This window comes from Actinokineospora sp. PR83 (assembly GCF_021056305.1).
Taxonomy (GTDB): Bacteria; Actinomycetota; Actinomycetes; order Mycobacteriales; family Pseudonocardiaceae; genus Actinokineospora; species Actinokineospora spheciospongiae.
The window spans coordinates 90,308-115,210 of the sequence record NZ_JAJCXD010000016.1 but is presented as its reverse complement, the minus strand read 5'-3'; the positions used below and the strand labels follow the sequence as shown (position 1 = coordinate 115,210).

Sequence of the window (24,903 nt, the reverse complement as noted above, 5' to 3'; positions counted from 1 at the left end):
TCCTTCCTCCTCTAGCTGATCTCGCCGAGCCGCACCAGCAGCTCGCGCAATTCGGTCGCGACACGGGTCAACCCCGAGCCGGTGTGCGCTCCCGCTCCGGCGGGCACCGGTCCGACGGGCGGCGACGGGACCGGCACCTGCTCGATCGGCACCTGCCCGTCCAGCGCGTCCCACGCCACCAGGTCGAGCAGGTGCGCGGTCAGGTCCTCGACCGTCGGGTGGTCGAAGATCGCGGTGTCCGCGACCTCGATGTCGAGCTCGCCCTCGATCGCCCGGCGGAACTTCTCCACCATCACCGATTCCATGCCCAGGTCGAAGAACCCCTGCCGCGAGTCGGGCAGCTCCTCGGACGGGTACTCCAGCAGCTCCGCAACCCGTTCCTGGAGGAACCGCCCCAGCACCTCGGCGCGTTCGTCGACGACGACGTCGGCCAACGCCCTCAGCAGCGGGCTCGCGGCGGGTACGCGTGTCGGTGGGCGCTCCGGCCGAACCCGGCCGGAGAGGTCCTCGGCGGTTCGACCACCCGGCACGGGAACCGACCGATGTGTGTCGCCCCCGGTGCGGGTGGTGATCGGAGTCCGGCCACCCGCCGACGTCGACACGGTCGGGCGGTCGTCCACCTGGACGGGCCGGAGCACCTGGTCGGTGGTCGGTCGCGGTTCCGGGACCACCCCGTTCACGGGCGACCCGGGCCAGTAGCGGCCACCGGCGAAGGGGTAGGTGGGCAGGGGCGTCGTCCGCGCGCCGGGTGGATCGGGCAGCACGACGCGCGCGCCGCGTACCCACGCCGCGACCAACTCCTCCAGTCCCGCCCCCGGCTCCGGTGGTGCGGGCGGCTCGCCCGTCGGCTCGACCGCCCCGGTGTGCGGGGTCGGCGTGCCCGCCGTGGCGCCAGTGAGGAACGCGTCCAGCCCGCGCAGCACCTCGTCCCGGCTCCGCGCCACGAAGGCCAGCCTGCTCGGGTGCTCGTCCCGCCCCCGCAGCAGGGTGTGCGCCAAGTCCGCGGGCGACGGCGGGAAGACAGTGGAGGCCAAGTGCTCGCGCAGGGCGCTCGCGGCGGCGGTCAGGCGGTCCGGTTCGCGCGCCGAGAGCGCGATGACCACCGGACCTCCGTCGGCGGGGGCGGACACCGGGGGCTGGTGCTCCTCCACGATCACGTGCACGTTGACGCCGCCCGCGCCGAAGGAACTGATGCCCGCCCGCCTCGGCACGACGGTGTCACGCCCGTCGACGGACACCACGGGGCGGGTCCACGGGCCCGTCACCCGCTGCACGCGGAACGGTGTGGACGCGAAGTCGATCGCGGGGTTGAGCTGCTCGGTGTGGGTCGGCGACGCAGCCAGCACCCGGTGCCGCATCTGGAGCAGCACCTTGGTGAGCGCGGCGATGCCCGCCGCGGCCTCCAGGTGCCCGATGTTGGCCTTGACCGAGCCGATCGCGGTGAACCCGACGTCCGCGGTGTCGTGGCGGAACGCTTCGGTCAGGCCGCTGATCTCGATCGGGTCGCCCAGCTTGGTGCCGGTGCCGTGCGCCTCGACGTAACTGATCGTCCGCGCGTCGACCCCGGCCCGGTCCAGCGCCTCCCGGACCACCTCCGCCTGCGCCGCCGGGTTGGGCACGCTGTAGCCGAAAGTCCGGCCGTCGTTGTTCGTGGCGGTGCCGCGGATGACCCCGTGGATGTGGTCGCCGTCGGCTTCCGCCAGGTGCAGCGGCTTGAGCAGGACAGCGCCCACACCCTCACCGGGCACGTACCCGTCGCCACCCTCGCCGAAGGTCCGGCAGTACCCGTCGCTGGACAGGAACTGCGCGGCGCACAGCGAGAGGTACTTGCTCGGGTGCAGCGACAGGTTCACCCCACCCGCCAGCGCCATCGCGGACTCACCACGCCGCACGCTCTCCACCGCCAGGTGCAGCGCCAGCAGCGACGACGAGCAGGCGGTGTCCACGCACATGCTGGGCCCGCGCAGGTTGAACGAGTAGGACACCCGGTTGGCGATCGAGAACATCTGCGAGTTGACCGGTCCCCCGCCGCCTGCCGCGTACTGGTGCAGTTGGTAGTTGTTGTAGGTGGCGCCGACGAAGACGCCGACCGAGGCCCGCCCATCGGCGGCGCCGGGGTCGTCCAACCGCGCCCGCGAGTACCCGGCGTCCTGGAAGCAGGCCGCCGCGGTCTCCAGGAACAGCCGCTCCTGCGGGTCCATGAACTTCGCCTCGCGCGGTGAGACCTTGAAGTACGGGGCGTCGAAGCGGTCGACGTCGGTCAGGAAGCCGCCCCACCGGCAGTACGCGCCATCCGCCTTGCGCGCTCCGGCCACGGGGGCCGGGTCCACGGACCAGCGGTCCGGTGGGATGCCGACGACGCAGTCGCGGGCGAACTCCAGGTTGGTCCAGAACTCCGCGAGGGTGTCGGCCTTCGGGTAGCGACCACTGACACCGATGACGGCCACGTCCCCGCGCCGGGCCGGTTCGTGGTGGGGCTCGGCGTCCCAGGGCGGCGCGGCTGGTGGCGATGACGTCGCGGCGAACTGCGCGCGAGGTCGCGCCGCCCGGTGCTCCCGGCCGAGGTGGTCGGCCAGCGCACCGACTGTCCTGTGGCGGAAGAAGGTCTCCGGGGGGATGTCTCCGAGGACCTCGGACAGGCTCTCCACCAACCGCACCACGACCAGGGAGTCGACGCCGATGTCGGCGAAGGCGGTGTCGGCGTCGAGCCGGGACGGCGGGATGCGCAGCAGGCGTGACAGCTCGCCGACCAGCAGGTCCAGCGCCTGCTCCGTCGACCTCGCTGAGGCGACCGGGTGTGGTGGGGCGACCGGGGCCTGCGCGGCGGTCGCCGCCTGCCGGGGCGCCACGCCGTTCTCGACGACGGGCGCGGATGGGCGCGCCCGCTCGTCGACCGCGGTTCCCGTGCCGAAGGAATCGCGGAAGGCGGGCAACCAGTACCGCTCGTCCGCGAACGGGTAGCCCGGCAGGTTCAGGCGTTGCGGCTTCGCCTCGCCTGCCAGGCGGCACCAGTCCGGAGCCCGCCCCGCCAGCCACTCGTCCACCGCGTGCCACGCCACCTCGACCGGCCCCGCCCCCGCGGGCGCCGCCACGGCCGGGTCGGGGTGGCGCGAGCGCACGTGCCCGGTGCGGCAAGCACCGTCCGCCCCGGCGAGGTACCCGGCCAGCGCGTCCACCGCCTCCGCCCGCGACCCCACGACCGCGGCCAGCCGGAACGCCATCGCGTCCCGCCCCACCTGGAGCGTGTGGGCGACGTCTGCGAGGTCGAGGCCGTCGGAGTGCTCAAGCAGCTCCTTCAGGCGAGCCGCACCCCGGCGCAAGCGCTCCTCGTTCTGCGCGGACAGCACGACGACAGCGGGCGCGGTCGGCGCGGTCGGCGAGCCCACCTCGACGGCGGGCTCGTACTCCTCGAACACCAGGTGCGCGTTCGTGCCGCTGAATCCGAACGAGCTGACCGTCGCCCGGCGCGGGACCCCGTCGGGAGCCTCCCACGGCCGGAGCCGGGTGTTGACCCGGAACGGCGTGCCGTCGGTCCGGATGTGCTCGTTGACCCGGCTGACGTTGATGGTGGGCGGGATCATCCGGTGCCGCAGGGACAGCAACACCTTGATCACGCCTGCGACTCCCGCAGCGGAGAGCAGGTGACCGATGTTGCTCTTGACCGAGCCGAGCGCGCAGTAGCCGGTCCGGTCGGTGTGGCCGCGGAACGCGTCGACCAACGCGTCGAACTCGATGGGGTCGCCCAGCCTGGTGGCCGTGCCGTGCGCCTCCACCATGGTGATGGTGTTCGGGTCGACGCCGAACCGTTCGTAGACCTCGCGTTCCAACCGCGTCTGGGACGCGCCGTTCGGTGCGGTGATGCCGTTGGTGCGGCCGTCCTGGTTGACCCCCCAACCCCGGATGACGCCTCGGATCGGGTCGCCGTCGCGCACGGCGTCGTCCAGGCGCTTGAGCAGCACCACCCCGACGCCCTCGCCCGGGACGAACCCGTCGGCGGCGTCGTCGAACGTCCGGCACCGCCCGTCCTTGGACAACATCCGTGCCCGACTGGTCATCAGGTGCGTGGACGGCCCCGACAACACGCACACCCCACCCGCGAGGGCCGTGTCGCTGGTGCCGAGCACGAGGCTGTCGCAGGCCTCGGCGATCGCAACGGCCGACGACGAGCAGGAGGTGTCGATGGCCAGGCAGGGGCCCTTGAGGTTGAGGAAGTAGGAGATGCGGGAGCTGAGGATCGAGCAGGCGGCCCCGGTGAAGCCCTGCGCGCTCTCGCCGTGGTCCATGAGGAACTGACCGTAGTCGCCCGGTCCACAGCCGACGAACACGCCGCACCGGCTGTCGGAGAGCGTGGACGGCGCGATGGCGGCGTCTTCGATGCAGTGCCAGGCGGCGGACAGGAACACCCGCTGCTGCGGGTCCATCTGCTCGGCCTCGGCCGGGGAGATGTTGAAGAACAGCGGGTCGAACGAGTCCGCACCGTCCAGCACGCCCATCCAGCGGCTGTAGGTGCGGCCGGGCGTCCTGGGGTCTTCGTCGAAGAAGGCGTCGACCGGCCAGCGGGACGGGGGCACCTCGGAGACGCAGTCGCGGCCCGCGGCGAGGTTGTCCCAGAAGGCGTCCACGTCGTCGGCCATCGGGAACCGACCGGCCATGCCGATGACCGCGATGGGCGTGTCCCAGCTCGGTCGCGACGGCGCGCGCCCGTCCACGGGTTCCCCGCGGTCGGTCCGGGGCGGGGGCGGGTCGACGGGTGCGGCGCCGAGGAAGCGGGTGTCGATGCGTTCCCGCACCTCCGCGTTGGCGACGAAGGTCTGCTCGTGCATGCGCAACTCGCGGTCGAACGTGGTGGACACCCGCTCGCGCACCTCGACCGAGAGCAGGTTCTTCAGTCCGATCAGGGCCGCGCGCGGCGAACGGGCCAGTTCGCCTGCGCGCGCCAACGCGGTCGGCAGCACCTCGCCGCGCGGCACCACCGGGAACGGCACGCCGCGCTCCGCCAACTCGGCGCCCCGGAAGCGGCGGCCGGTGAACAGGATCTCCCGCGCGAGCTCCGCGCCCAACCGCTCCGGGAAGACCTGCGTCGCTCCCGCGCCGGGGGTGAAGCCGTACTCGATGTAATTGCTGGCGTAGTAGCTGTCCGCGCTGAACACCACGAAGTCGCAGAACATGCCCATGGCCCAGCCCGCACCGACGGCGTGCCCCTGCATCGCCGCGATCACCGGCAGCTCGCAGTCGAGCGCCAGGGTGTAGACATCGATGTCGGTGAACTTGACCCGGCCCTCCTGGATGGCCAGCAAACCCTCCTTCGTACCGCCGGAGGCGAAGTACCGGTCGTACCCGGTGAGCACGACCACGCGCAGGTTCTCGTCGGCGGCGATCTCCCGGAACGCGGCGCCCAGACCGGAGACCAGCGCGTCCGAGAAGGTGTTCTTGTGCTCGCGGTCGGCCATGACCACCAGTGCGACGCCGGGCTGCACCTCGTGCCACCGCACGACCCGCTCGTCGGGCGGTTCGCCTGCCGGTCGGATCGCGGGCACGTCGGCCGGGTCGGTGAGCCGGACCCGGGCTGCCGCCGGGGCGGTGGTCCGGGTGCGGGCCACCGCGTCCGGTGGGCGCAGCACGATCGGACCCGCCTGCCGACCACCGGAGACGGGTGCCGCGAAGGCTGCGACATCGGCCGCCGGTGTCGGCGTGCCGGGTGGTGACGCGGCTGCCCGCGCGGCGGGCGTCGGCGCGGTCCGCGCCGACTCCCCACCCGGAGGGGGCGAGGTGGTGATCAGGGCGGCGAGCCTGCGCTCCGCCTCCTCGGCGTCGATCTCACCTGCGCCCAACGCCGCGAACACGTCTCTCGGGTTCACCGATTCCCCCCGACTCCGAGTCGCCGGAACACGCTGTCGGCCTGGTCCACGTCCACGTCACCTCGTCGCACCTGCTCGATCAGCGTCCGCAGCGCGTCGTCCTCCCCGGTCACCCGCGGCGCCGGTGCCGTGCGGTTCACCTCTTCCCCCAGGAAGATCGCGAACTCGCGGACCGTCGGGTGGCTGTAGATCTTCGACGCCGTGAGATCCAGCCCGTACCGGCCGTTGAGCCACTGGACCCACTCGACGCCGATGATCGAGTCCAGCCCGAGGTTGACGAAGGTCTCGTCGCGATCGATCTCCTCCCTGCGGATGGAGAGGATGTCGGAGAGGCTGTCGACCAGCTCCTCCCCTAGCTGCGCCGTCGACGGCCTCGCCGCCGGGGGCGGTGCGGGTTCCGCGATCGGGGCCGTGGGCAGCCGCGGCGATGCGACTGCGGTCACGGGATCTCGACCGGGCACCCCGACATCCCGCACCGGTGTCCCGGACCGCGGGCGCGCGGCCTCCGACGTCCCGGTGACGGGCGCGGCGGGTGCGGGGGCCTGCGCGTCCGGTACGGGAGCGGGCGCGGCGCCGGTGATCAGCGCGCCGTTCTCGTCGCGCACCCAATAGCGCTCACGCGCGAACGGGTAGGTCGGCAGGCTCAGGCGCCTCGGCGGGCGTTCGCCGTGCAGCAGGTGCCAGTCCACCGGGGCACCCATGACCCACAGCGCCAGTACCGAGTCGTACTTCTGCTCGGCGAACAGGGTCGGGATCGACGGGCCCGCGTCACCGTCGGCGAGCAGGGCCAGCACCGACCTGCCCGACTTCACCGCACCCCGGTGCACCGCCGCGTCGCGGCCCGCGGCCACGGCGCGCAGCACGTCCGCCAGCTCGGCCGTGTCCGAGACGGCCACGGCCAGCCGCTCACCCATCGGCTCGCGGCCGACCTGGAGCGTGTAGGCGGCGGAAGCCAGGTTGACGTCGGTGATACCGCCGTTCTCCACCGCGGCGAGCAACCTGGCCGCCACGGACTCCAGCTGCTTCCCGGTGCGCGCTGACAGCACCACCAGGGCGGGCACATCCGAGTCGACCGGTTCGTGGACCGGCACGTGCTCCTCGACCAGGACGTGCGCATTGACACCGCCCGCCCCGAACGACGACACCCCCGCCACGCGCGGCGCGGTCACCGGACCGCCGTCCCGCTCGACGGTCGGCCGAACCCACGGCGCCGACTCACCCTGCACGGTGAACGGCGTCTGCTCGAACCGTATGTTGGGGTTGGTGGTGGTCGAATGCAGGCTCGGCACGAGCACACCGTGGCGCATCTGGAGGACCACCTTCATCAGCCCGGCTATGCCCGCGGCGGCCTCCAGGTGCCCGATGTTCGACTTCACCGACCCGATGGCGCAGAAGCCGTTGTCCGCCGTGTCGGCGCGGAACGCCTGGGTCAGACCGCTGATCTCGATCGGGTCGCCGAGGTCCGTGCCGGTGCCGTGCGCCTCGATGCAGGTGACCGAGCGGGCGTCCACACCGGCCTTGTCCAGGGTGCGGCGGATGAGGTCGCGCTGCGCGACGGGGTTGGGCACCGTGTAGCCGTGGGTGTGGCCGCCGTGGTTCACGCTGGTCCCCTTGATCACCGCGTACACGTGGTCACCGTCGGCCAGCGCGTCGGCCAGGCGCTTGAGCAGCACGACGCCGACACCCTCGCCGGGCACGTAGCCGTTGGCCGAGCTCCCGAAGCTCTTGCACCGGCCGTCCACCGACAGCATCCGGTGCGCACACATGCCGACGTAGTTGGACGGGTGCAGGTACAGGTTCACCCCGCCCGCGAACGCCATGGAGCACTCGCCGCTCAGGATGTGCTCGCACGCCTCGTGCACGGCGACCAGGGACGACGAGCACATCGTGTCCACCGGCATGCTCGGCCCGCGCAGGTCGAGCAGGTAGGAGACCCGGTTCGCGGCGGAAGCGAAGGACGTGTGCGGCTCACCGCGCCTGCCCGCGCCGCGCAGCTCCGGCCCGTAGAGGTTGAAACCGGTCTTGGTGACGCCCGCGAACACACCGACTTCGCCGCGGTGGCGGCGGGCGAACTCGTCCTTGGTGTACCCGGCGTCCTCCATGGCCTCCCAACAGGTGGCGATGAACAGCCGCTCCTGCGGGTCCATCGTGGCCACTTCGCGCGGCGACATGTGGAAGAACAGCGGGTCGAACTCCGCGAAGCTGTCCACGAACCCGCCCCACTTGCTGTAGCTCGCACCGCGTGCGACGGCCTCGTTCGCGTCGGGGTGGTAGAAGTCCTCCAACGGCCACCGCTCGCGCGGGATCTCGGAGATGCAGTCCCTGCCGTTGACGAGGTTCTCCCAGTACGCGTCCAGGTCATCGGCCATCGGGTACCGGCCCGCCATGCCGACGATCGCGATGGGTTCGCGGTCGGTCCGCGCCGTTCGAGCCGTGCCGACACCGGGTGCGGCGGAACGGTCCGGGATCACGAGTCGCTCCTGGTGCACCGGTCGCTCCGGCGGTGCGGCGGTGGGAGTGCCCACCCAGGTCGAGCACTCCCCCTCGTGCTCCGCGAGCAGGTAGTCCGCCGCCTCCGCGATGCTGCGCTGCTCGAAGAACAGGGTCTTGGGCAACTCGGTGAACACCTCCCCCAGCACCCCGTTCCAGCGGGTGATCATCACGGAGTTGATGCCGTACAGCTCCAGCGGCTCAGCGGGGTCGATCTCCTCCGGGCTGAGCTTGGTGATCGCACCCAGCTGGGCCACCAGCCGGTCGACCACCCGGTCTCGCACCACGTCCGGGTCGGGGCCGGTGTTGGCGCGAGCTCCCGTCGGGCCGATGCGGGGCCGCAAGCGTGCCATGATCTTCTCCCGATCACCCGGCAGGACGACCACGCGGTCTGCACCGGTCGCCAGCACCCGGTCGAGGGTTCCCAACCCGGCTTCCGCCTCCAGGGCGACAACGCCGGTCGCCTCGAAACCCCGCTCGGTGACCTCGTCCACCGCCATGCCGCCGTCCCGCCACAGCGGCCAGTCGATCGCCACCGCTCGACCGTGCCGTTCCCCGGACACCGCCAGCCGGTTCCGGTACCCGGCGTAGAAGCCGAGGAACCCGTTGGCGGCGGCGTAGTCCGCCTGGCCCGCGTTGCCGAGGGCAGCCGAGGCCGATGAGAACAGCACCACCAGGTCCAGTGCCACGTCCTTCGTGGCCAGGTCGAGGTTGACCAGCCCGGTGACCTTCGGCGCGAGCACCCGCCGCACGTCCGCCGCGTGCTTGCGCAACATGAACCCGTCGGCCAGCACGCCCGCGCAGTGCACGATCCCGGTCAGGCCGCCATGGCGGCTCCCCAGGTCCGCCACCAGCGCGCCCACCGCCGCGGGGTCCACGATGTCGACCGCGTGGTACTCGGCGGTCGCGCCCGCGACCTCGACCGCCGCGACCGCCGCACGGGTCCGCGCGTCGGGTGCCGACCGGCCGACGAGCACCAGGGTAGGTCTGCGCACGCGGCGGGCGATGTCGACAGCGACGAGCGCGCCCAGTCCGCCCGCACCGCCGGTGACCAGGTAGACGCCACCGTCGCGCCACCGCGCGGTGGGTGTCGACCCGGCGGTCGGCTCGTTGACGGGCACGTGCTCGGCGACCAGGCGGCGGCCGTTCGAGTAGCGCACGTGGAAGTCGTCGGGGCTGGCGCCGTTCTCCAGGGCCAGCTCGGCGGGTCTGCCGACCTCGGAGCAGGCCACGATCAGCTGGGTCACCAGGCGCGGGTGTTCCAGGGTCGCGGTGCGCAGTGCGCCGGACAGCTCCTCGTCGGCGCCCTCCGCGGGCAGGAGCAGCTGGACCAGGGTGCGACCGGTGATACCGCCGCGCAGCAACTCCGACAGCTCAGCGATCAGCTGCACGGCGTGGTCGGTGAACCGGCGGTCGTGGGCGGGCTCGGTGGAGCCGAGCACCACGGCCTCCAGTGGCGGGCCGCCGGGGACGGATCGTTCGGCGAGCAGGCTCCCGGTGTCGGCGGGCCAATCACCGCACAGCAGCACCACGTGCCTGCTGAACCCGTCGAGGCGACGGCCGGGGCCCACCGGGCGTTCAGACCACCGCCGCACGAGCAGGAGGGCATCCCCCTGTGTCGGTGCGGTCGTCGGAGGGGTCGCGTGTGCGGTCGGCGTGGCCGGTTCGGTGTCCGACGCCGACCCCTGGGCGGTGGCCCCGACCGGACGCGCCACCCGGTCACCGACCGGCACCGGAGCCGGATCGGGAGCTCCGGCAGGTGCGGTGGTGCGGTCGGCCGGTCCCGCGGGCACGGCGAGCCCCAGGGCCGCGGCCTCGGACCGCGTCAGCCAGAACCGCTGCTTCGCGAACGGGTAGGTGGGCAGCGGCACGCGGCGGCGACCCGCCACGTCGCCGGAGTTCCAGTCGACCTCCTCGCCGCGCACCCACGCGTCGGCGACCGCGGCCAACTGCCCGTTCCGCAACCACCCCTCCACCTCGGCACGGGAGGTGCCACCACTGATGGAGCACCCCGTTCCACCGCCCCGGTCCGCCCGCCCCTCGTGACGCCCCGGATCCACCCCACCCGACAGGTAGCAGTCGAGCGCGCGGCCCAGGTCCGCCGTCGAGCGGACCACGAACGCGACCCTGGCCTCCATCGGCTCGCGGCCCACCTGGAGCGTGTAGGCGATGTCGTGCAGGTCGCCCGCGCTCCCGACCACACGGCGCAGCGCGACGGCGCGCTGCCGCAGCCGCTCGACGGTGCGGGCCGACAGCACGACCAGCGCGGGTCCGGTGCCGAGCCGGGTCGGGGTCGGGCGGTGCTCCTCCACCACGAGGTGCGCGTTCGAGCCACCCGCGCCGAAGGACGAGACGCCCGCCACGCGGACCGCCTCGGCGGTGCGGCCGTTGACCACCGTCCTCGGCCGTTCCCACGGGGCCACCTCGCGCTGGAGGCGGAACGGGGTCGCCGGGAAGTCGATCTCCGGGTTCGTCCGCTCGGCGTGCAGGGACGGCACCAGTTCGCCGTGCCGCATCTGTAGCAGGACCTTGGTCAGCCCGGCGATGCCCGCGGCGCTCTCCCCGTGCCCGATGTTGGTCTTCACCGAGCCGATCGCGCAGAACCCGGTGTCAGCGGTGTCCAGGCGGAACGCGCTGGTCAACGCCGCGATCTCGATGGGATCACCCAGCGCGGTGCCGGTGCCGTGCGCCTCGACGTAGCTGACCGAGCGCGCATCGCGCCCCGCCAGCTCCAGGACCTCGGCGACGAGCCGCGCCTGGGCTTTCGGGTTGGGCACGGTGTAGCCGCCGGTGCGGCCTCCCGAGTTGACCCGGCTGCCGGTGATGACGCCGTGGACGTGGTCGCCGTCGGCCAGCGCGGCGGTCAGCGGCTTGAGCACGACGGCGCCGACGCCCTCACCGTCCACGAACCCGTCGGCGCCCTCGCCGAACGCCTTGCAGCGGTCGTCGGCCGCCAGCATGGCCAGTGAGGACAACCGCTGGTAGTGCACCGGGTCGACGATCAGGTTCACACCGCCCGCGATCGCGGTGTCGCACTCGCCCGAGGCGAGGCTCTGGATCGCGAGGTGGATCGCGGTCAGCGACGCCGAGCAAGCCGTGTCCACCGCCATGCTCGGCCCGGTCAGGTCCAGCGAGTACGACACCCGGTTGGCGACCGACCAGTGGTGCGCGCCGGTCGGGTAGTTGCCGTTCATCACGCCGACGAACACGCCGACCCGCCGGTCGGGCGACAGCGACCGCGGTGTGTGCCCGGCGTCCTCCACGGCGGCGTACGCGGTTTGCAGGAACAGCCGCTCCTGCGGGTCCACCGTCTCCGCCTCGGCCGGGGAAACGCGGAAGAACAGGGGGTCGAACGCGTCGACGTCGTCGAGGAACCCGCCCCACCTGGTGTGGACGGCGCCGGGTTCGAGCGGGCCCGCGCTGTGGTGTGCCCGCCAGTCCCAGCGCTGGGACGGGATCTCGGTGACGCAGTTGCGGCCTGCGCGCAGGTTGGCCCAGAACTCGTCCACGTCGGCCGCGCCCGGATACCGCCCGGCCAGGCCGATGACCGCGACCGGGAAGCGCGGTGCCGGAGCTGTCGAAGTCACCGGGTGGGCCGCGGTCCGCGGTTCGGCAGGCGCCGACCGCACCGGTGGGTGCGCCGAGACACCCGCCGACGCCGCCGTCCCCGGCTCGGTCGACGTCGCCGCGGTCTCCGAGACCGCTGTCAGCGCCGCCAGCTCGGCCGGATTGGTGCGGGTGAGATGCGCGGCCAGCTCGGCGATCGTCGGGTGCTCGAAGAACACCGTGCCGCTCACCTTGCCCAGCCCCCGGCGCAGCTCAGCGGTAAGCTGCACCACGAGCAACGAGTCCAAGCCGTAGGTGTGCAGCGGCTCGTCCGGCCGGATCCGGTCCGCGGGCATTTTGAGCGCGTCCGCCACGAGCCCCGTGAGGTACGCCGCGCAACCGTCGACCAGGTCGCCCGCCCGCACGGGCACGACGACGGCGTGCGCACCGGGCGGACCGGGCCGCACCACCGGCCGCACCGCACGGCGGACCACGCCGTCGCCGCGGCCGCCGAGGAGTCGCTGTCCCGGCTCCGCGCCGGGCACCTCGGGCAGTGCCAACGGGCGCAGTCCCTCCTCGTCCAGCACGCGCGCCCACGTCGCCGGTGCCAGCGCCGGACCGCCGGGCAGGCGCAGTTCGACGTCCTCGGCCCGCCACCAGCCCTCCAGCAGGCCGAACGTCAGGTGCGCGAACAGCGACCCGCCCACCAGCTCGTTGGCCAGCAGCACGCCGTCGGGCTTGAGCAGCGCCTTGACATTGCGCAGGGCTTCCCGGATCGACCTGGTGGTGTGCAGGACGTTGGCCGCCACGACCACGTCGTAACCGCCTTCCACCAACCCCTGTTCGGCGGGCGGGCGCTCCACATCGAACAACAGGCGGCTCAGCGCCGGGAAACCCGGTTGGAACCGGCGCTCGGCATGGCGGAGGAAGGCATGCGACACGTCCGTGTACGCGTACTCGACGACGCGGTCCCGCAGGGGCGCCAGTGCCGCCAGCACCGCGTCGGTCGTCGCCCCGGTGCCCGCGCCGACCTCCAGCACCCGCAGCTCCGGCTCGCGTCCCGCCCGCGCGGTCAGCTCGGCCGCCACCTGCGCGGCGAGGGCGGTCCGACCGGCGTCCGCCGCGGGGTCGTCCCGGTACACGCCCTCGACCAGGTCCATCGAGGAGTCGGGGAACAGCACCTCCACCGCGGGCTGCGCGCCGGTCAGGACGGCGGGCAGCCCACGCAGCGCGCGGTCGAGCAGCGCCACCTTCGCCCGCACCCCCGGCTCCGACCGCCACCGGACCACGCCCGCCTCCCAGTCGGCCCACGCGGTCGGGTCCGGGTCCGGTGGCGGACCCGCCGCCAGCACGCGCAGGGTTTCCCGGAGCCACTCCCGGTGCTCCTCCGCGATGCCGGTCTCGGCCATCACCTGATCCACTCCCGGGCTCCCCGACAACCGGGCGCCCATCGTCCGCAGCCGGTCGGCCAGCAGCCGCACCAGCAGGTTCTCGACCCGTTGCAACTCGTTCTCGGTCACCGCCGCCCTCCCCCGTCGTCCTCCGCCCGCCCGCCGAGCGCGCCCACCAGGTGGCGGGCCAGGTCGGGCAGCGTCGGGTGGTCGATGAACACCGCTTGCGCCAGGTTCACCCGGTACCTGTCCCCGACCCGACGGGCCAGCTCGGCCAGGTCCGCAGGCGCCAACCCGTAGTCGCTGAGCTGCCGCACCTCGTCCGATGACCGGATCTTGCCGCCCACCTGCTCGTTGGCCAGGTCCCGCAGCTCGTCCAGCAGGGCAGGCACGTCGCCCGGAACGCGCCCGGCCCAAGCGGGCGCATCCAGCACCACCTCTTCGGAGCGGTCGATGAACGGCACCGCGGACGGGAACGCGCGGACCACCGCGAGCCGGTCGACCGGTGAGCGCAGCAGCAGTTCCAGTGCGGCCATGGCCTCGTCCGGCTCGACCGAGCCGATGCCCGCGCGGGCCATCCGCTCCTGGTAGCGGGATGTGGCGACCACCCCGACACCGCCCCAGTAACCCCAGTGCACGACCTTGACCGGGCACGCCCAGTCGCGGGCCAGCCGCTCGGCCACCGCGTCCTTGGCCGTGCACCCCGCGGCGTAGTTCGCCTGGCCGGGCGCGGTCAGGTGCGACACCACCGAGGAGAAGAACAGCGCGAAGTCGAGCGGTTCCCCGGCGAACACAGCCCCCAGGGCCGCGGCCACGTCGAACTTGGTCGAGTACGCCTCCAGGAACCGCTCCTCCGACATCTCCGCGACGGTCCGGTCGCGAAGTGCGATGGCCGCGTGCACGACGCCGTTCACCTCCCCGAACCGGGCGTGCACGGCCGCCAGGGCGCGTCGCAGTTGCCGCTCGTCCCGGGCGTCTGCCCGCAGGTAGTACGGCGCAGGCCCGAATCGGGCCACCCGGTCGATCGCCTCATCGATGCGGGCATCGCGCTCCCGCCTGCCGATCCAGACCACGCGGGCGCCATAGGCGTGTGCCACATACTCCGTCCACGCCTGCCCGATGCCGCCCGCGCCGCCGATGACGACGTACAGGGCGCCGTGCCGGTAACCGGTGGGCCTGCGGCCCGACCGCGACCGCGCCGGGACGAGCTTGCGCCGCCGCCACTGACCGGATCGCCAGACGTGCACCAGACCGCCCGCGGGTGCCGCGCGCAACTGCTCGACCGGCCACGGTTCGCCGATCGGCAGGTCCACGACGCGGACGTCCCAGTCCGGGTGCTCCGCGGCCACCGATGCCGCCAAGCCGTGGATCCCGGCGTGGGTGGGGACGACGGGGTCGTGCCGACCGGTCGACACCGCCTGGGCGGTCACGGCGGTCAAGCGCAGCGCCCGGTCGCCGTGGCCGAGCGCCAGCAGTGCCTTGACCAGTTGGAACAACTGGAGCACCCCGTTCGGCCCGGAGTCCTCGGCGGGCGGCCACGTTCCGGTGGCGGGCGTCGACCACACCACGTGGTCGACGTCGGGGTGCGCGGCGAGCAGCGCGCGCAGGTCCTCGACCACCCGGCACCCCGACAGGTCGAGCAGTCGGGCACCGGGGAATGCGCGGGCCAGCCGCACGCGGGCCGTCGCGTCACCGCCCAGGACCACCGTCGGCCCCGACTCGACCACCGGGTCGGCGGACGGTCGGACGATGTCCCACACGGGCACCGCCAGCATTGTCGTCATCTCCTCGTGATCGGTTCGCGCGGCTCGCGCCGAGATGCCCCGAACCCGCACGCGCACCTCGCCGCCCGCGTCGCACAGGTCCACGTCGAACAGGCGCACCCCGCCGCCCCCGCCCGCGTCGCGCACCCACGCCCACATCGAGCCGGTGCAGGGACCGAGGACGTCCACCGCGTCCACGGCGAACGGCAGGAGCGGTTCGGACAGGTCGGGGAGCAACCCGACGGTGGCCTGCAACGCCGAGTCCAACAGCCCGGGGTGCAGGGTGAGACCTTCGTCCGGCCCGGGGGTGCCCGCGGGGAGCGCCAGTTCCGCCAGCACCTCCCCCGTCCCGACCGCGATGCGCCGCAGGCAGCGGAACGTGGGCCCGTAGTCCACTCCCGCCGCGTCGAAGACCCGGTAGCAGGCGTCGGCGGGCAGCACGAGCCGGTCGCAGGCCGCGGACACCGCCGCGACGTCCACCGGTGTGCCGTCGTCACCGGCCGTGGGGTGCGCCGCACCCCGGCAGCAGGTCGTGTCGCCGACACGCACCTCGAACGCCACCTCGTCACCCCGCCGGGTCATGACGACCTCGACGGCGACCGGGCTGTCGCCCACGTCCAGCGGAGCGGGCCAGACCACCTCCGACAGCCGCACGTGGCCTGCGGGACCGCCGTAGCCGGGCCAGGCGCGCGACACCGCCGCCCGGACCAGTTCCAGGTGCGCGGCGCCCGGCAGCACGGGCCTGCCCGCCACCCGGTGGTCGGTGAGGAAGAACTCCTCCCCGGTGAACGAGGTCCGCACGCGGACCTCGTCGCCGACCCGCTCGACCGGCTGGTCGACGGTCAGCAGGGGGTGCCGCGCGGCCGGGGCGGTCACCGCGGCGCCGGGTGCCCGCCCCGGTCGTTCGACCGGCTCTGGCAGCCAGTAGCGCTCCTGGGCGAACGGGTAGGTCGGCAGCGACACGATCCGCCCCGTGGACGGCACGGTCCACTCCGCACCGGTGACCCAGGCGGCGAGGGCGAGGTCGAGTGCGTCGGCGCCGGGAGCCACGGCGCCCGGCGGGGCAGTCGCCACGGCGTCCGCCGTGACGCGCGCGGCGCCGTGGTGCACCCCTTGCGGGAACTCGCCCGCCGCCACGGCCCGCAGCACTCCGGCGAGTTCGGCCACCGAACCGACCACCACGCCCAGGCGTTCGCGCATCCCCTCGCGGCCGGTGGCGAGCGTGTGCGCGATGTCGGCCAGGTCCCCGTCCCCGAACGCGCCCAGCGCGTCGGCAAGCTGGGCCGCCCGCTCACGCAAGCGGTCCCCGTCGCGCGCGGACAGCAGGATCGGCACGGGTGCGCCGTCGTGCGCCGGGGCCGCCCCGTGCCGGTACTCCTCCACCACCACATGCGCGTACGCCCCGGAGATGCCGAACGAGCTGATGCCCGCGCGCCGCGGGACGCCGTCCGGGGTCGTCCACTCGCGGGCGGAGCCGTCGAGCCGCAGCGCGGTGCCCTCCAGCCGGATCAGCCGGTTGCGGCCCGTCGGCAGCGGTGCGGGCGGGATGGCGCGGTGGCGGAACTGGAGCAGGACGCGCACCAGGCTCGCCAGGCCCGCGGCGCCCTCGGTGTGACCCACGGCGGTCTTCACCGAACCCAGGGCGCAGAAGCCCTCGCGGTCGGTGTGCCGGGCGAACGCGCCCGCCAGCGCCTTGACTTCGATCGGGTCGCCGAGCCTGGTGCCGGTGCCGTGGGCTTCGACGTAGGTGATGGTCGCGGGGTCGACGGCCGCGTCCCGCCACGCCCGCAGGATGACGTTCTCCTCGCCGGGGACGCTGGGCGCGGTGAACGAGGCCGTGTACCCACCGTGCAGCGCCGCCGATCCCTTGATCACCGCGTGGATGCGGTCACCGTCGACCTCGGCTCGCCGCAGCGGCTTGAGCACCACGCTGCCGACGAACTCACCCGGGACGTACCCGTCGGCCGACTCGTCGAACGTGTGGCAGCCGCCGGTCGGCGACAACGCGCCGACCCCGCTGAAGAACCGGTAGTGGTGGGACGACAGGAGCAGGTTCACCCCACCGACGATCGCCATCCCCGCCTCGCCCGCACGCAGCGCGCCGCACGCCCGGTGCAGCGCCACCAACGACGAGGAGCAGGCCGTGTCGACCGCTTCGCTCGGGCCGCGCAGGTCCAGCGCGAAGGAGATGCGGTTGGCCAGCACCGTGTGGTTGTTGCCCAGTCCCGCGTACGGCTCGACCGGGCCGCCCAACTCGTTGACGCGGTCGAGGTAGTCGTGGCAGCACACACCGACGAAGACCGCGGTGTCGCTGCCGCGCAGGCGGCCTGCCACGCCCGCGTCCTCCGCCGCCGCGTAGGCGCTCTGCAACACCAGCCGCAGTTGCGGGTCCATCCACTCGGCCTCGCGCGGTGAGACGTGGAAGAACCCGGCGTCGAACGCGGCCACGTCGGGCAGGAAACCGCCCCACTTGCAGCAGGTCTTGTCCACCGCGCCTGGTTGCGGGTCGTACCACGGCCGGACGTCCCAGTGGTCGAGCGGTACCTCGGTGACGGCGCTGCGGCCCGCGAGGAGGTTGCGCCAGAACTCGTCGAGGTCGGCCGCTCCGGGAACGGCGGCGTGCACGCCGATGATGGCGATGTCGTGGTCGTCGGCCGGTGACCCGTCGACCGGGGCCGTGCGGGCGGGCCGCGGCTCCCGGGACGGCTGCCGGGCGGGCGCGAGCCCGTGGTCGCGGTGCAGGTGGTCGGCCAGCGCCTGGACGTTCGGGTACTCGAACAGCAGGGCCGGGCTCAACTCCAAGCCGGTTTCCCGCCCGAGGTCATCGGTCAGCGCGACGAGCTGCGCAGAGGTCGCGCCCATGTCCATGAGGTTCACCCCGGGGTCCACCTCGTCCTCGGCGACACCGAGCAGCGCGGCGACCTTGCCGGTCACCAGGTCCCGCGCGCCCTCCCGCGGCTCCGCCCGCCGCGCGCGAACCCGCTTCAACGAGCACCCGGTCAACGTCGCGAACACCCTCCCGTGCTCGTCGGCGAGGTCGGCGTCGAACACCACCACCTCGTCGCCGCGCCTGCGCAGCACGACCGCCAGCCGCACTGGGCCGTCGGGCACGTCGCGCGCCACTCGCAGCTCGTCGATCGCCAGCGGCAGGAACGCCTCGCCCGCCGCCAGGAACAGCAGGGCCGCCTGGAACGCGCTGTAGGTCAGCAGCGGGTGGAGCAGGTGGTGCCGCGGATCGCGCCGGACCGCCGCGGTCGCGTCGACCGTGGCGAGGACCAGGTCCGGGCCCGCGGACAGCTCGGTGAAGGTCCGATAGGTGGGTCCGACGGCGACGGCCGGGTTGCGCGCGTAGACGGCGACGGTGTCCACCGCGGTGATCGCACCGGCCTGCGGGATCTCTCGGGCCACGGGCGTGCCCTCGCGGATGGCGCCGTCGGCGACCGGGCTCCAGTCCCCGCCGTCGCGGTGGCTCACCCGGAAGCCGGTGTCGGCAGGCTCGACCCGCACCTCGACCACCTCGTCCGGGCCGACGGTGAGCGGCTTGAGGAACCGCAGCCTGCGCACCTCGACCCCGGCCGCGCCCGGGAAGGACGTCGAGTACCAGTCGACGGCCAGGCTCGCGTACACCATGCCGATCAGCGCGGGCACGCCGTGCACCACGTGCTCGCGCACGAAGGGGTCATCGGCCCGGTACTCGATGGCGGGCCCCGCCACTCCCGCTCCCGCCACTGCCGCGCGGTCTCCGGTGGGCAGCCCCACCGGACCGGGGACGACCGCCCGCGGGGGCAGCTCGGTCCACCAGTACCTGCGCGCGGCGAACGGGTCGGACGGCAGGTGCACCCGGCGAGGTGGCCGTCCGGCGTGGGTCACCGCCCAGTCCTCGGGCGACAGGTCGGCACCACCGACCCAGGCCCGCGCCACCCGGTCCAGCGAACCGGCGGCCAGCAGGGCGCGCAGCTCCGCTGCGGCGGGCACCGCGCCCGCGGGTGCCGAACGCCGTGCGGTCAGCGCCCCGAGCAACTCATCCCGCGTCGCCGCGACGAACGCCGCCCGCTCCGGCAGCGCCGCGCGCCCGACCTGCAGGGTGTGCGCCACCGACGCCAGATCCACTCCCGGCTCTGCGCGCAGGAAGTCGGCCAGCCGCGAAATGGCGCGGTCCAAACGGTCGGCGTCGGCGGCGGAGAGCACGAACAGCCGCGGCTGGTCGGGTTCCACCGGGGTCGCGGGCGCGCGGTGTTCCTCCACTACCAGGTGCGCGTTGCTGCCGCTGAAACCCAGCCCGCCGACGGCGACCCGGCGACGCCCGCCCGCAGGCGCCCGCCAGGGCGTGGTGCGCGTCGTCACGGTGAAGGGCGAAGCCGCGAGGTCGAGGTGGCGGTTCGGCTTCTCGAAGTGCGGTGTCGGCACCAGCTCGCCGTGGCGCAGGCACAGCAGGGCCTTGTGCACCGCCGCCACACCCGCGGCGGCGGTGGCGTGGCCGATGTTGCCCTTGACCGAGCCAACCGCGCAGCCACCCACGGGTACGCCCGCTTCCCGGAACACCGCGGCGAGCGCATCGTGTTCGATGCAGTCGCCGAGGAGGGTCCCGGTGGCGTGCGCCTCCACGTAGCCGATGCTCGCCGGGTCCACACCGTGCCGCCGGTACACCTGCCGCAGCAGGGCGGTCTGGCGACGCTTGCTCGGCGAGGTGAGGCCGTTGGTGCTGCCGTTCTGGTTGACGCCCGAAGCGAGGACGACCCCGTGGACGGCGTCGCCGTCGCGCTCGGCGTCGGACAGGCGCTTGAGCACCAGTGCGCCGACGCCCTCGCCGGGCACGAACCCGTCGGCGCCGTCGTCGAACGGGCGGCAGCGCCCGGTCGGGGACAGCATGCCCGCGGCGCTCATCGTCAGGTGGCGCTCGGAACCCAGGTAGAGGCTGACGCCGCCGGTCAGCGCCAGGTCGACCTCGCAGGCCCGCAGCGCCTGGCAGGCCAGGTGCACCGCGACCAACGACGACGTGCACGCGGTGTCGACTGCCAGCGCAGGCCCGAGGAGGTTGAGGTGGTAGGCGATCCGGGCCGCCGCGACGGCCGCGCTGGTCCCGGTCACGTGCGCCGCGGTGGGTTGCCGGTCGGTCAGCTCCGCGCCGTACTCCTGGGCGGCGATACCGAGGTAGACGCCGCAGGAACGTCCGTCCAGCACGTCCGGGCCGTAACCCGCGTCCTCGAACGCCCGGTACGCCTCCTGGAGGAACAGCCGCTGCTGCGGGTCCATCGCGTGGGCGTCCTCGGCGCGAATCCCGAAGAAGTCCGCGTCGAACAGGTCGACCCCGCTCAGCGCTCCCACCCGGCGGCGGTGGTCCGGGGGCCGCGGGGCGTCGTGGGCGGCGACGCCCCACCGGCCCGCGGGGACCTCCACCACCGAATCGCGCCCGTCGCGGAGGTTGGCCCAGAAGGCGTCCAGGTCGCCCGCGCCGGGGTAACGGCCTGCCATGCCGATGATCGCGATCGGTTCCGGCGTGCTCCCGAGGGGTTCCGCCGCGGCCGGAGCGGTCGCCTCGACGGGTCCGACCGCCAGCACCGCCTTCGCCTCCTCGACCCCGATCCCGCCGGAGCGCAGGTCGAGCAGCAGCTCACGCACCCGCATGTGTCCCCCTCATCGGCCGAACAGCTCCTCAACCCGTTGCCCGACCTCGGTGCGGTGGAAGGTCAGCTCGTGCATGGCCAGCTCCTGCCGCAGCACACCGGGCAGCGCCTCGCGCAGTGGGCGTGCCAGGTGCTCCTTGAGCGCCCGCAGCGACACCGCGGGCTTCTCGGCCAGCTCGGCAGCCAGCTCCAGCGCCCTGGGCAGCACCTCCGCCCGCGGCAGCACCGGGAACGGCACCCCCCGGGCGGCCAGTTCGGCGCCGCGGAAGTTGCTCGCGTTGAGCAACATCTCGTGCCCCAAGGCAGGGCCGAGCTTGGCGGGCAGCACGAGCGTCGCGCCCATGCCCGGCGTGAACCCGTAGCGCATGAAGTTCGCGGTGTAGACGCTCTCTCGGCTCAGCAGCACCAGGTCCGCGTACAGACCGAGCGCGAAACCACCACCGATGGCATGACCCTGCACGGCCGAGATCACCGGTACGTCGCACTCCAGGGCCAGGCTGTAGAGGTTCAGGTCGGTGAACCTGCTGCGCCCCTCGTGGATGGCGATCAGCCCCTCCCTGGTACCGCCGGACGCGAAGTAGGTGCCGTACCCCGTCAGCACCACCGCCCGGCAGTCCCCGTCGGCGCGGACACCCGCGAACGCCCGGGTCAACCCGTCGACGAGTTCCGGCGTGAACGCGTTCTTGTGCACCTCGTCCCGCATCGTCACCAGGACGACGCCGGGCGAGGCGGCGCGCACCTGCACCACCGGACCGGTCACCGCTCCCACGGCGGCACCCCCCGTTCGACGTACCGGCGGATGCGCTCGAGGTTCACCGGGTCGGTGAACACCTCGGCGTTGCCGTCCACGGCGATCGCGCGCGCCCGCTCCAGCGCGTCGTCGAGGCGTTGCGCGTAGCGCTTGTAGCGGACCACGCCGTCCTTGGGCAGGCGCCGCAGCCGCACGAGGTGCTTGTCCACCACCGCGGTGCTGTCCGGACCGATCGCGTCGACCAGGTGCAGGCGCATTGCGTCCCGCGCGTCGACCGGCGTCGTCGTCAGCGCCAGGTAGTTCGCGTTGTGCGTACCGCAGCGGCGGGCAAGGAACGGCAGCACGCACGCCGGGTACAAGCCGAACAGCAGTTCCGAGAGGCTGAACCGGGCGGTGTCGTCGGCGATCACCACGTCGCACGCGGCGACCAGGCCGACACCGCCCGCGTTGGCCACGCCGCGCACGTGCGCCACCGAGACGTAGGGGCCGTTGGCCAGCCGCAGGAACAGCTCGTACAGCTTGTCGGCCCGCCCGCGGACGTCCTGCTCGGTGACTGCCGCCGCCCCGGCGCGCTCGAAGTCAGCGCCGAAGCAGAAGTACTCCGCCCCGCCCTCCAGGACCACAACGGCCGCCGACTCGGCGCACTGGTCCAGCACCTCCAGGCACTCGTCCAGGAGCCGGTCGTCGATGGCGTTCCTCGCCTCCGGCCGGTCCAGCCTCATGCGCCACACGCGACCGTCGACGGTCACCCGCACGGTCTGGTAGTCGGTCACGTCCACGCGTACTCCCGGCGGAACTCGCGGACACCGCGCAGGACGAGCCGCCCCGGCTCGTCCTCGCCCGGGTCGACCACCGCGTTCCTGGTGCCGAAGCGGAGCCCGGCACGGGCCACCCCGTCGTACTCGGCCGGGCGGAGCCTGCGCCGGGAGGCCAACCGCGCGCCGATGCCCAGGGCGGCCACCCGGTCCGACGCGCCCGGTGCCACCACGCCGCTGTAGAACTCGGCGCAGCACCCCGACCCGTAGGAAAAGCACCCCACGCGCTGCCCGCCTGCCGGATCGGCGGCCTCGATGGTCCCGGCGAGGGAGAGGAACACGCCCGCACCCATGGTGTTCCCCGTCTGCCGGGTGTGGCAGATGCCGGGCAGCACCCGTCGGCGGAAATCGGGCTCGATCTCCGCAGCGGGCACCCTGGCCACCCTGCGCATCATCGTCCGGTGTGCGCTGCGGACCATGCCGCCAAAGGGCGTGTGGAACGCCAAGTAGTCGAACGAGGTGCGGTAGTCGGCGCCCGGAACGCGTTCGCGGTAGGCGCGGAAGGTCTGCTCGCAGGCGTCGAGGTAGGTCATGAGCCCCACATCCGGGTCGCCCGCCTCGCCGTCGGGCGTCGGGCGGCAGGTGTCCATCACCTCGTGGCCGTGGTAGCCGTTGGCGCCGACGTCGAAGCCGAACACCCCGGGGTGTTCGCCGACCAGCAGCGCGACCGCGCCTGCGCCACCACTGGGTTCGCTGAACGCCCAGTCCATCGTCACCGCGCACGGGTCGTCCGTCGCCGCGCCGCGCGCGACGTCGGTGGCGACCACCAGGGCCTTCGCCCCGGGTGAGGTGCGGGACAGCACGAACGACACGGCCGCCTGCAACCCCGCCGTGCCCGAGTAGCAGGCGCTCTTGAGCTCGAACAGCCTGCAGTTGCGGTTGAGCCCGAGCCAGTGGTGCAGGTAGGCGGCGAGCGGCTTGCCGAAGTCCAGGCCGGATTCCGTGCAGGCGATCAGCATCTCGACCCGGTCCAGTTCCGCGGGCGGGAGGGCGTCCAGCAGCGGCTTGGCCGCGTTGACGCCGAAGGTGACCGGGTCCTCCCAGGGCATGGTGACGGTCTTGCGGTCCAGCAGCAACTCCTCGAACCGCGCGGTGTCCAGTCCGCGGTGCACCATCAGCTCGCGCACGTCGACGCAGGCGGTGCCGCAGAAGGCGTTCATCGCCTCGATCCCGACCGGATCCACCTCATCTCCCTTCCTCACGCGCCCGCCCGCAGGCACAGCGCCGTGCTCAGCCCGCCGAAGCCCGCGCTGAGCGTCACCGCGTTGGTCATCCCGTGCCGCTCCGGTCGTCCGCGCACCCACCCGAGGGCCGGGTCGATCGGCCGGTCCAGGTTCCGGGTCGGGTGCAGGGTCGACGCACGCATCTGCAACAGCGTCGCGACCAGCTCGACAGCGCCCGCGGCGCTCAACCCGTGCCCGGTCAACGACTTCGTGGCGTTGATCCGGGCGTGTGCCAGTCCCGCTGCGCGGATCGCGGCGACCTCGACCTCGTCGCCCAGCCCGGACCCCGTGCCGTGCGGGTTGACGTAGTCGACCCGCCGCGGCGGCAGCCCGGCCATGGCCAGTGCGCCGCGCACGGCTCTCGCCTCGCCCGCGACCGACGGGTCGGGGTTGCGGTTGCCATCCGCCGCCACCGCCCAGCCGGTGATCACCGCGTACGGGTGGGCGCCGCGTGCCTCGGCCGCGGTGGCTCGCTCGACGACCACGGCGGCGCACGCCTCGCCGTAGACGAACCCGTCGCGATCCGCGTCGAACGGCCTGCTGGCGAGGTCCGGTCGGTCGGCGAAGCGGTCGGAGCCCATCGCACCGAGCGCGCGCAGGGCTCGCAGCTCCCAGTGCGAGAGGTCGGCCAGCGCGCCCAACGCGATGCAGGCGTCCACCTCGCCGGAGCGCACCAGCCGGGCGGCCTCGATGACCGCGAGTTGCCCGCTGGCCGAGGCCCCGCCGACGGTGTGGGCCGGGCCGCGGATGCCGAACTGCTCGGTGCCGAGCCCGCACAGGTCGGTGTCCAGGTAGGACATCCCGTAGGTCGGCGGCAGGTAGCCCGGTCGGTCCCGGTACGCCTCGTGCCTGAGCACCAACTCCCGCTGCTGTACGTTCGAGCCGCCCACGACGAGCCCGACCCTCTCGGGGTCGGCACCCGCTAGCTGTGCGTCGTCCCACGCCTCCTGGAGCACCACGAGCGCGGCGAGCGCGGAGTGCCCGACGCCGCGCAGCAGCTTGCGGGAGAACCGCTCCGGGACCACCGGGGTGGGGATCTCGGCACCGATGAACGCGGTCGCGGCGACGCGCCCCGGTCGGACCAGCGGGCCGAACGAGTGGTCGCCGCGCAGCAGCGCGCCGAGGAAGGCCTCTTTGCCCTGACCGATCGCGCTGATCACACCGCAACCGGTCACGACCGGTTCACCGCCCACGTGCGTTGGCGTGCAACGTGTCCACCAGGCCGCCGATGTCCTTGACCCCGGCCAACCGGGTCCGCTCGACCTCGATCGACAACGCCTCCATGGCCAGCATCGTGATCTCGGCGCGGTCCACGGAGTTCGCGCCGAGGTCGACCAGTCGGTCGGTCGGCTCGATCTGCCTCCCGGCCAGGTCCGGCAAGACCTCGTGGATGCTCGCAACCACTGCTTCGAGCACATCAGCACGGTCCAACTCGCTCATCT

The 24,903-nt window shown here is 73.4% G+C and carries 8 protein-coding genes; all 8 read right to left on the bottom strand.

Going from position 1 to position 24,903, the window contains the following annotated elements:
• Positions 1-11 precede the first annotated feature (11 nt).
• Genes L6E12_RS05575 through L6E12_RS05540 form a run of 8 tightly spaced genes read right to left on the bottom strand, consistent with a single transcriptional unit; the run spans position 12 to position 24,901 of the window.
• Entirely contained in the window at positions 12-5,858 is a 5,847-nt protein-coding gene (locus tag L6E12_RS05575) for a beta-ketoacyl synthase N-terminal-like domain-containing protein (protein WP_236226798.1), read from the bottom strand.
• Positions 5,855-13,414 (bottom strand): SDR family NAD(P)-dependent oxidoreductase, encoded by a 7,560-nt coding sequence (locus L6E12_RS05570; RefSeq protein ID WP_236226797.1) that lies wholly within the window; start codon positions 13,412-13,414, stop codon positions 5,855-5,857. The genes L6E12_RS05575 and L6E12_RS05570 overlap by 4 nt, the downstream gene beginning before the upstream one ends.
• Positions 13,411-20,673, bottom strand: coding sequence for an SDR family NAD(P)-dependent oxidoreductase (locus L6E12_RS05565; RefSeq protein ID WP_236226796.1), 7,263 nt, complete (start codon positions 20,671-20,673; stop codon positions 13,411-13,413). Before L6E12_RS05565 ends, L6E12_RS05570 begins: the two co-directional genes overlap by 4 nt.
• A gap of 9 nt (positions 20,674-20,682) precedes the next feature.
• On the bottom strand, positions 20,683-21,441 hold the full coding sequence (locus L6E12_RS05560) for a polyketide synthase (RefSeq protein WP_236226795.1): 759 nt from the start codon (positions 21,439-21,441) through the stop codon (positions 20,683-20,685).
• A complete protein-coding gene (locus L6E12_RS05555; RefSeq protein ID WP_236226794.1) occupies positions 21,429-22,202 on the bottom strand; it encodes an enoyl-CoA hydratase/isomerase in 774 nt (257 codons plus the stop codon). The genes L6E12_RS05560 and L6E12_RS05555 overlap by 13 nt, the downstream gene beginning before the upstream one ends.
• A complete protein-coding gene (locus L6E12_RS35295) occupies positions 22,193-23,422 on the bottom strand; it encodes a hydroxymethylglutaryl-CoA synthase (RefSeq protein WP_236226793.1) in 1,230 nt (409 codons plus the stop codon). Before L6E12_RS35295 ends, L6E12_RS05555 begins: the two co-directional genes overlap by 10 nt.
• Positions 23,423-23,436: 14 nt before the next feature.
• Positions 23,437-24,636 carry a beta-ketoacyl synthase N-terminal-like domain-containing protein gene (locus L6E12_RS05545; RefSeq protein WP_308074216.1) on the bottom strand — a complete coding sequence of 400 codons (1,200 nt, stop codon included), beginning with the start codon at positions 24,634-24,636 and terminating at the stop codon, positions 23,437-23,439.
• Between the two features lie 7 nt (positions 24,637-24,643).
• Positions 24,644-24,901 carry an acyl carrier protein gene (locus L6E12_RS05540; protein WP_236226791.1) on the bottom strand — a complete coding sequence of 86 codons (258 nt, stop codon included), beginning with the start codon at positions 24,899-24,901 and terminating at the stop codon, positions 24,644-24,646.
• Positions 24,902-24,903 lie beyond the last annotated feature (2 nt).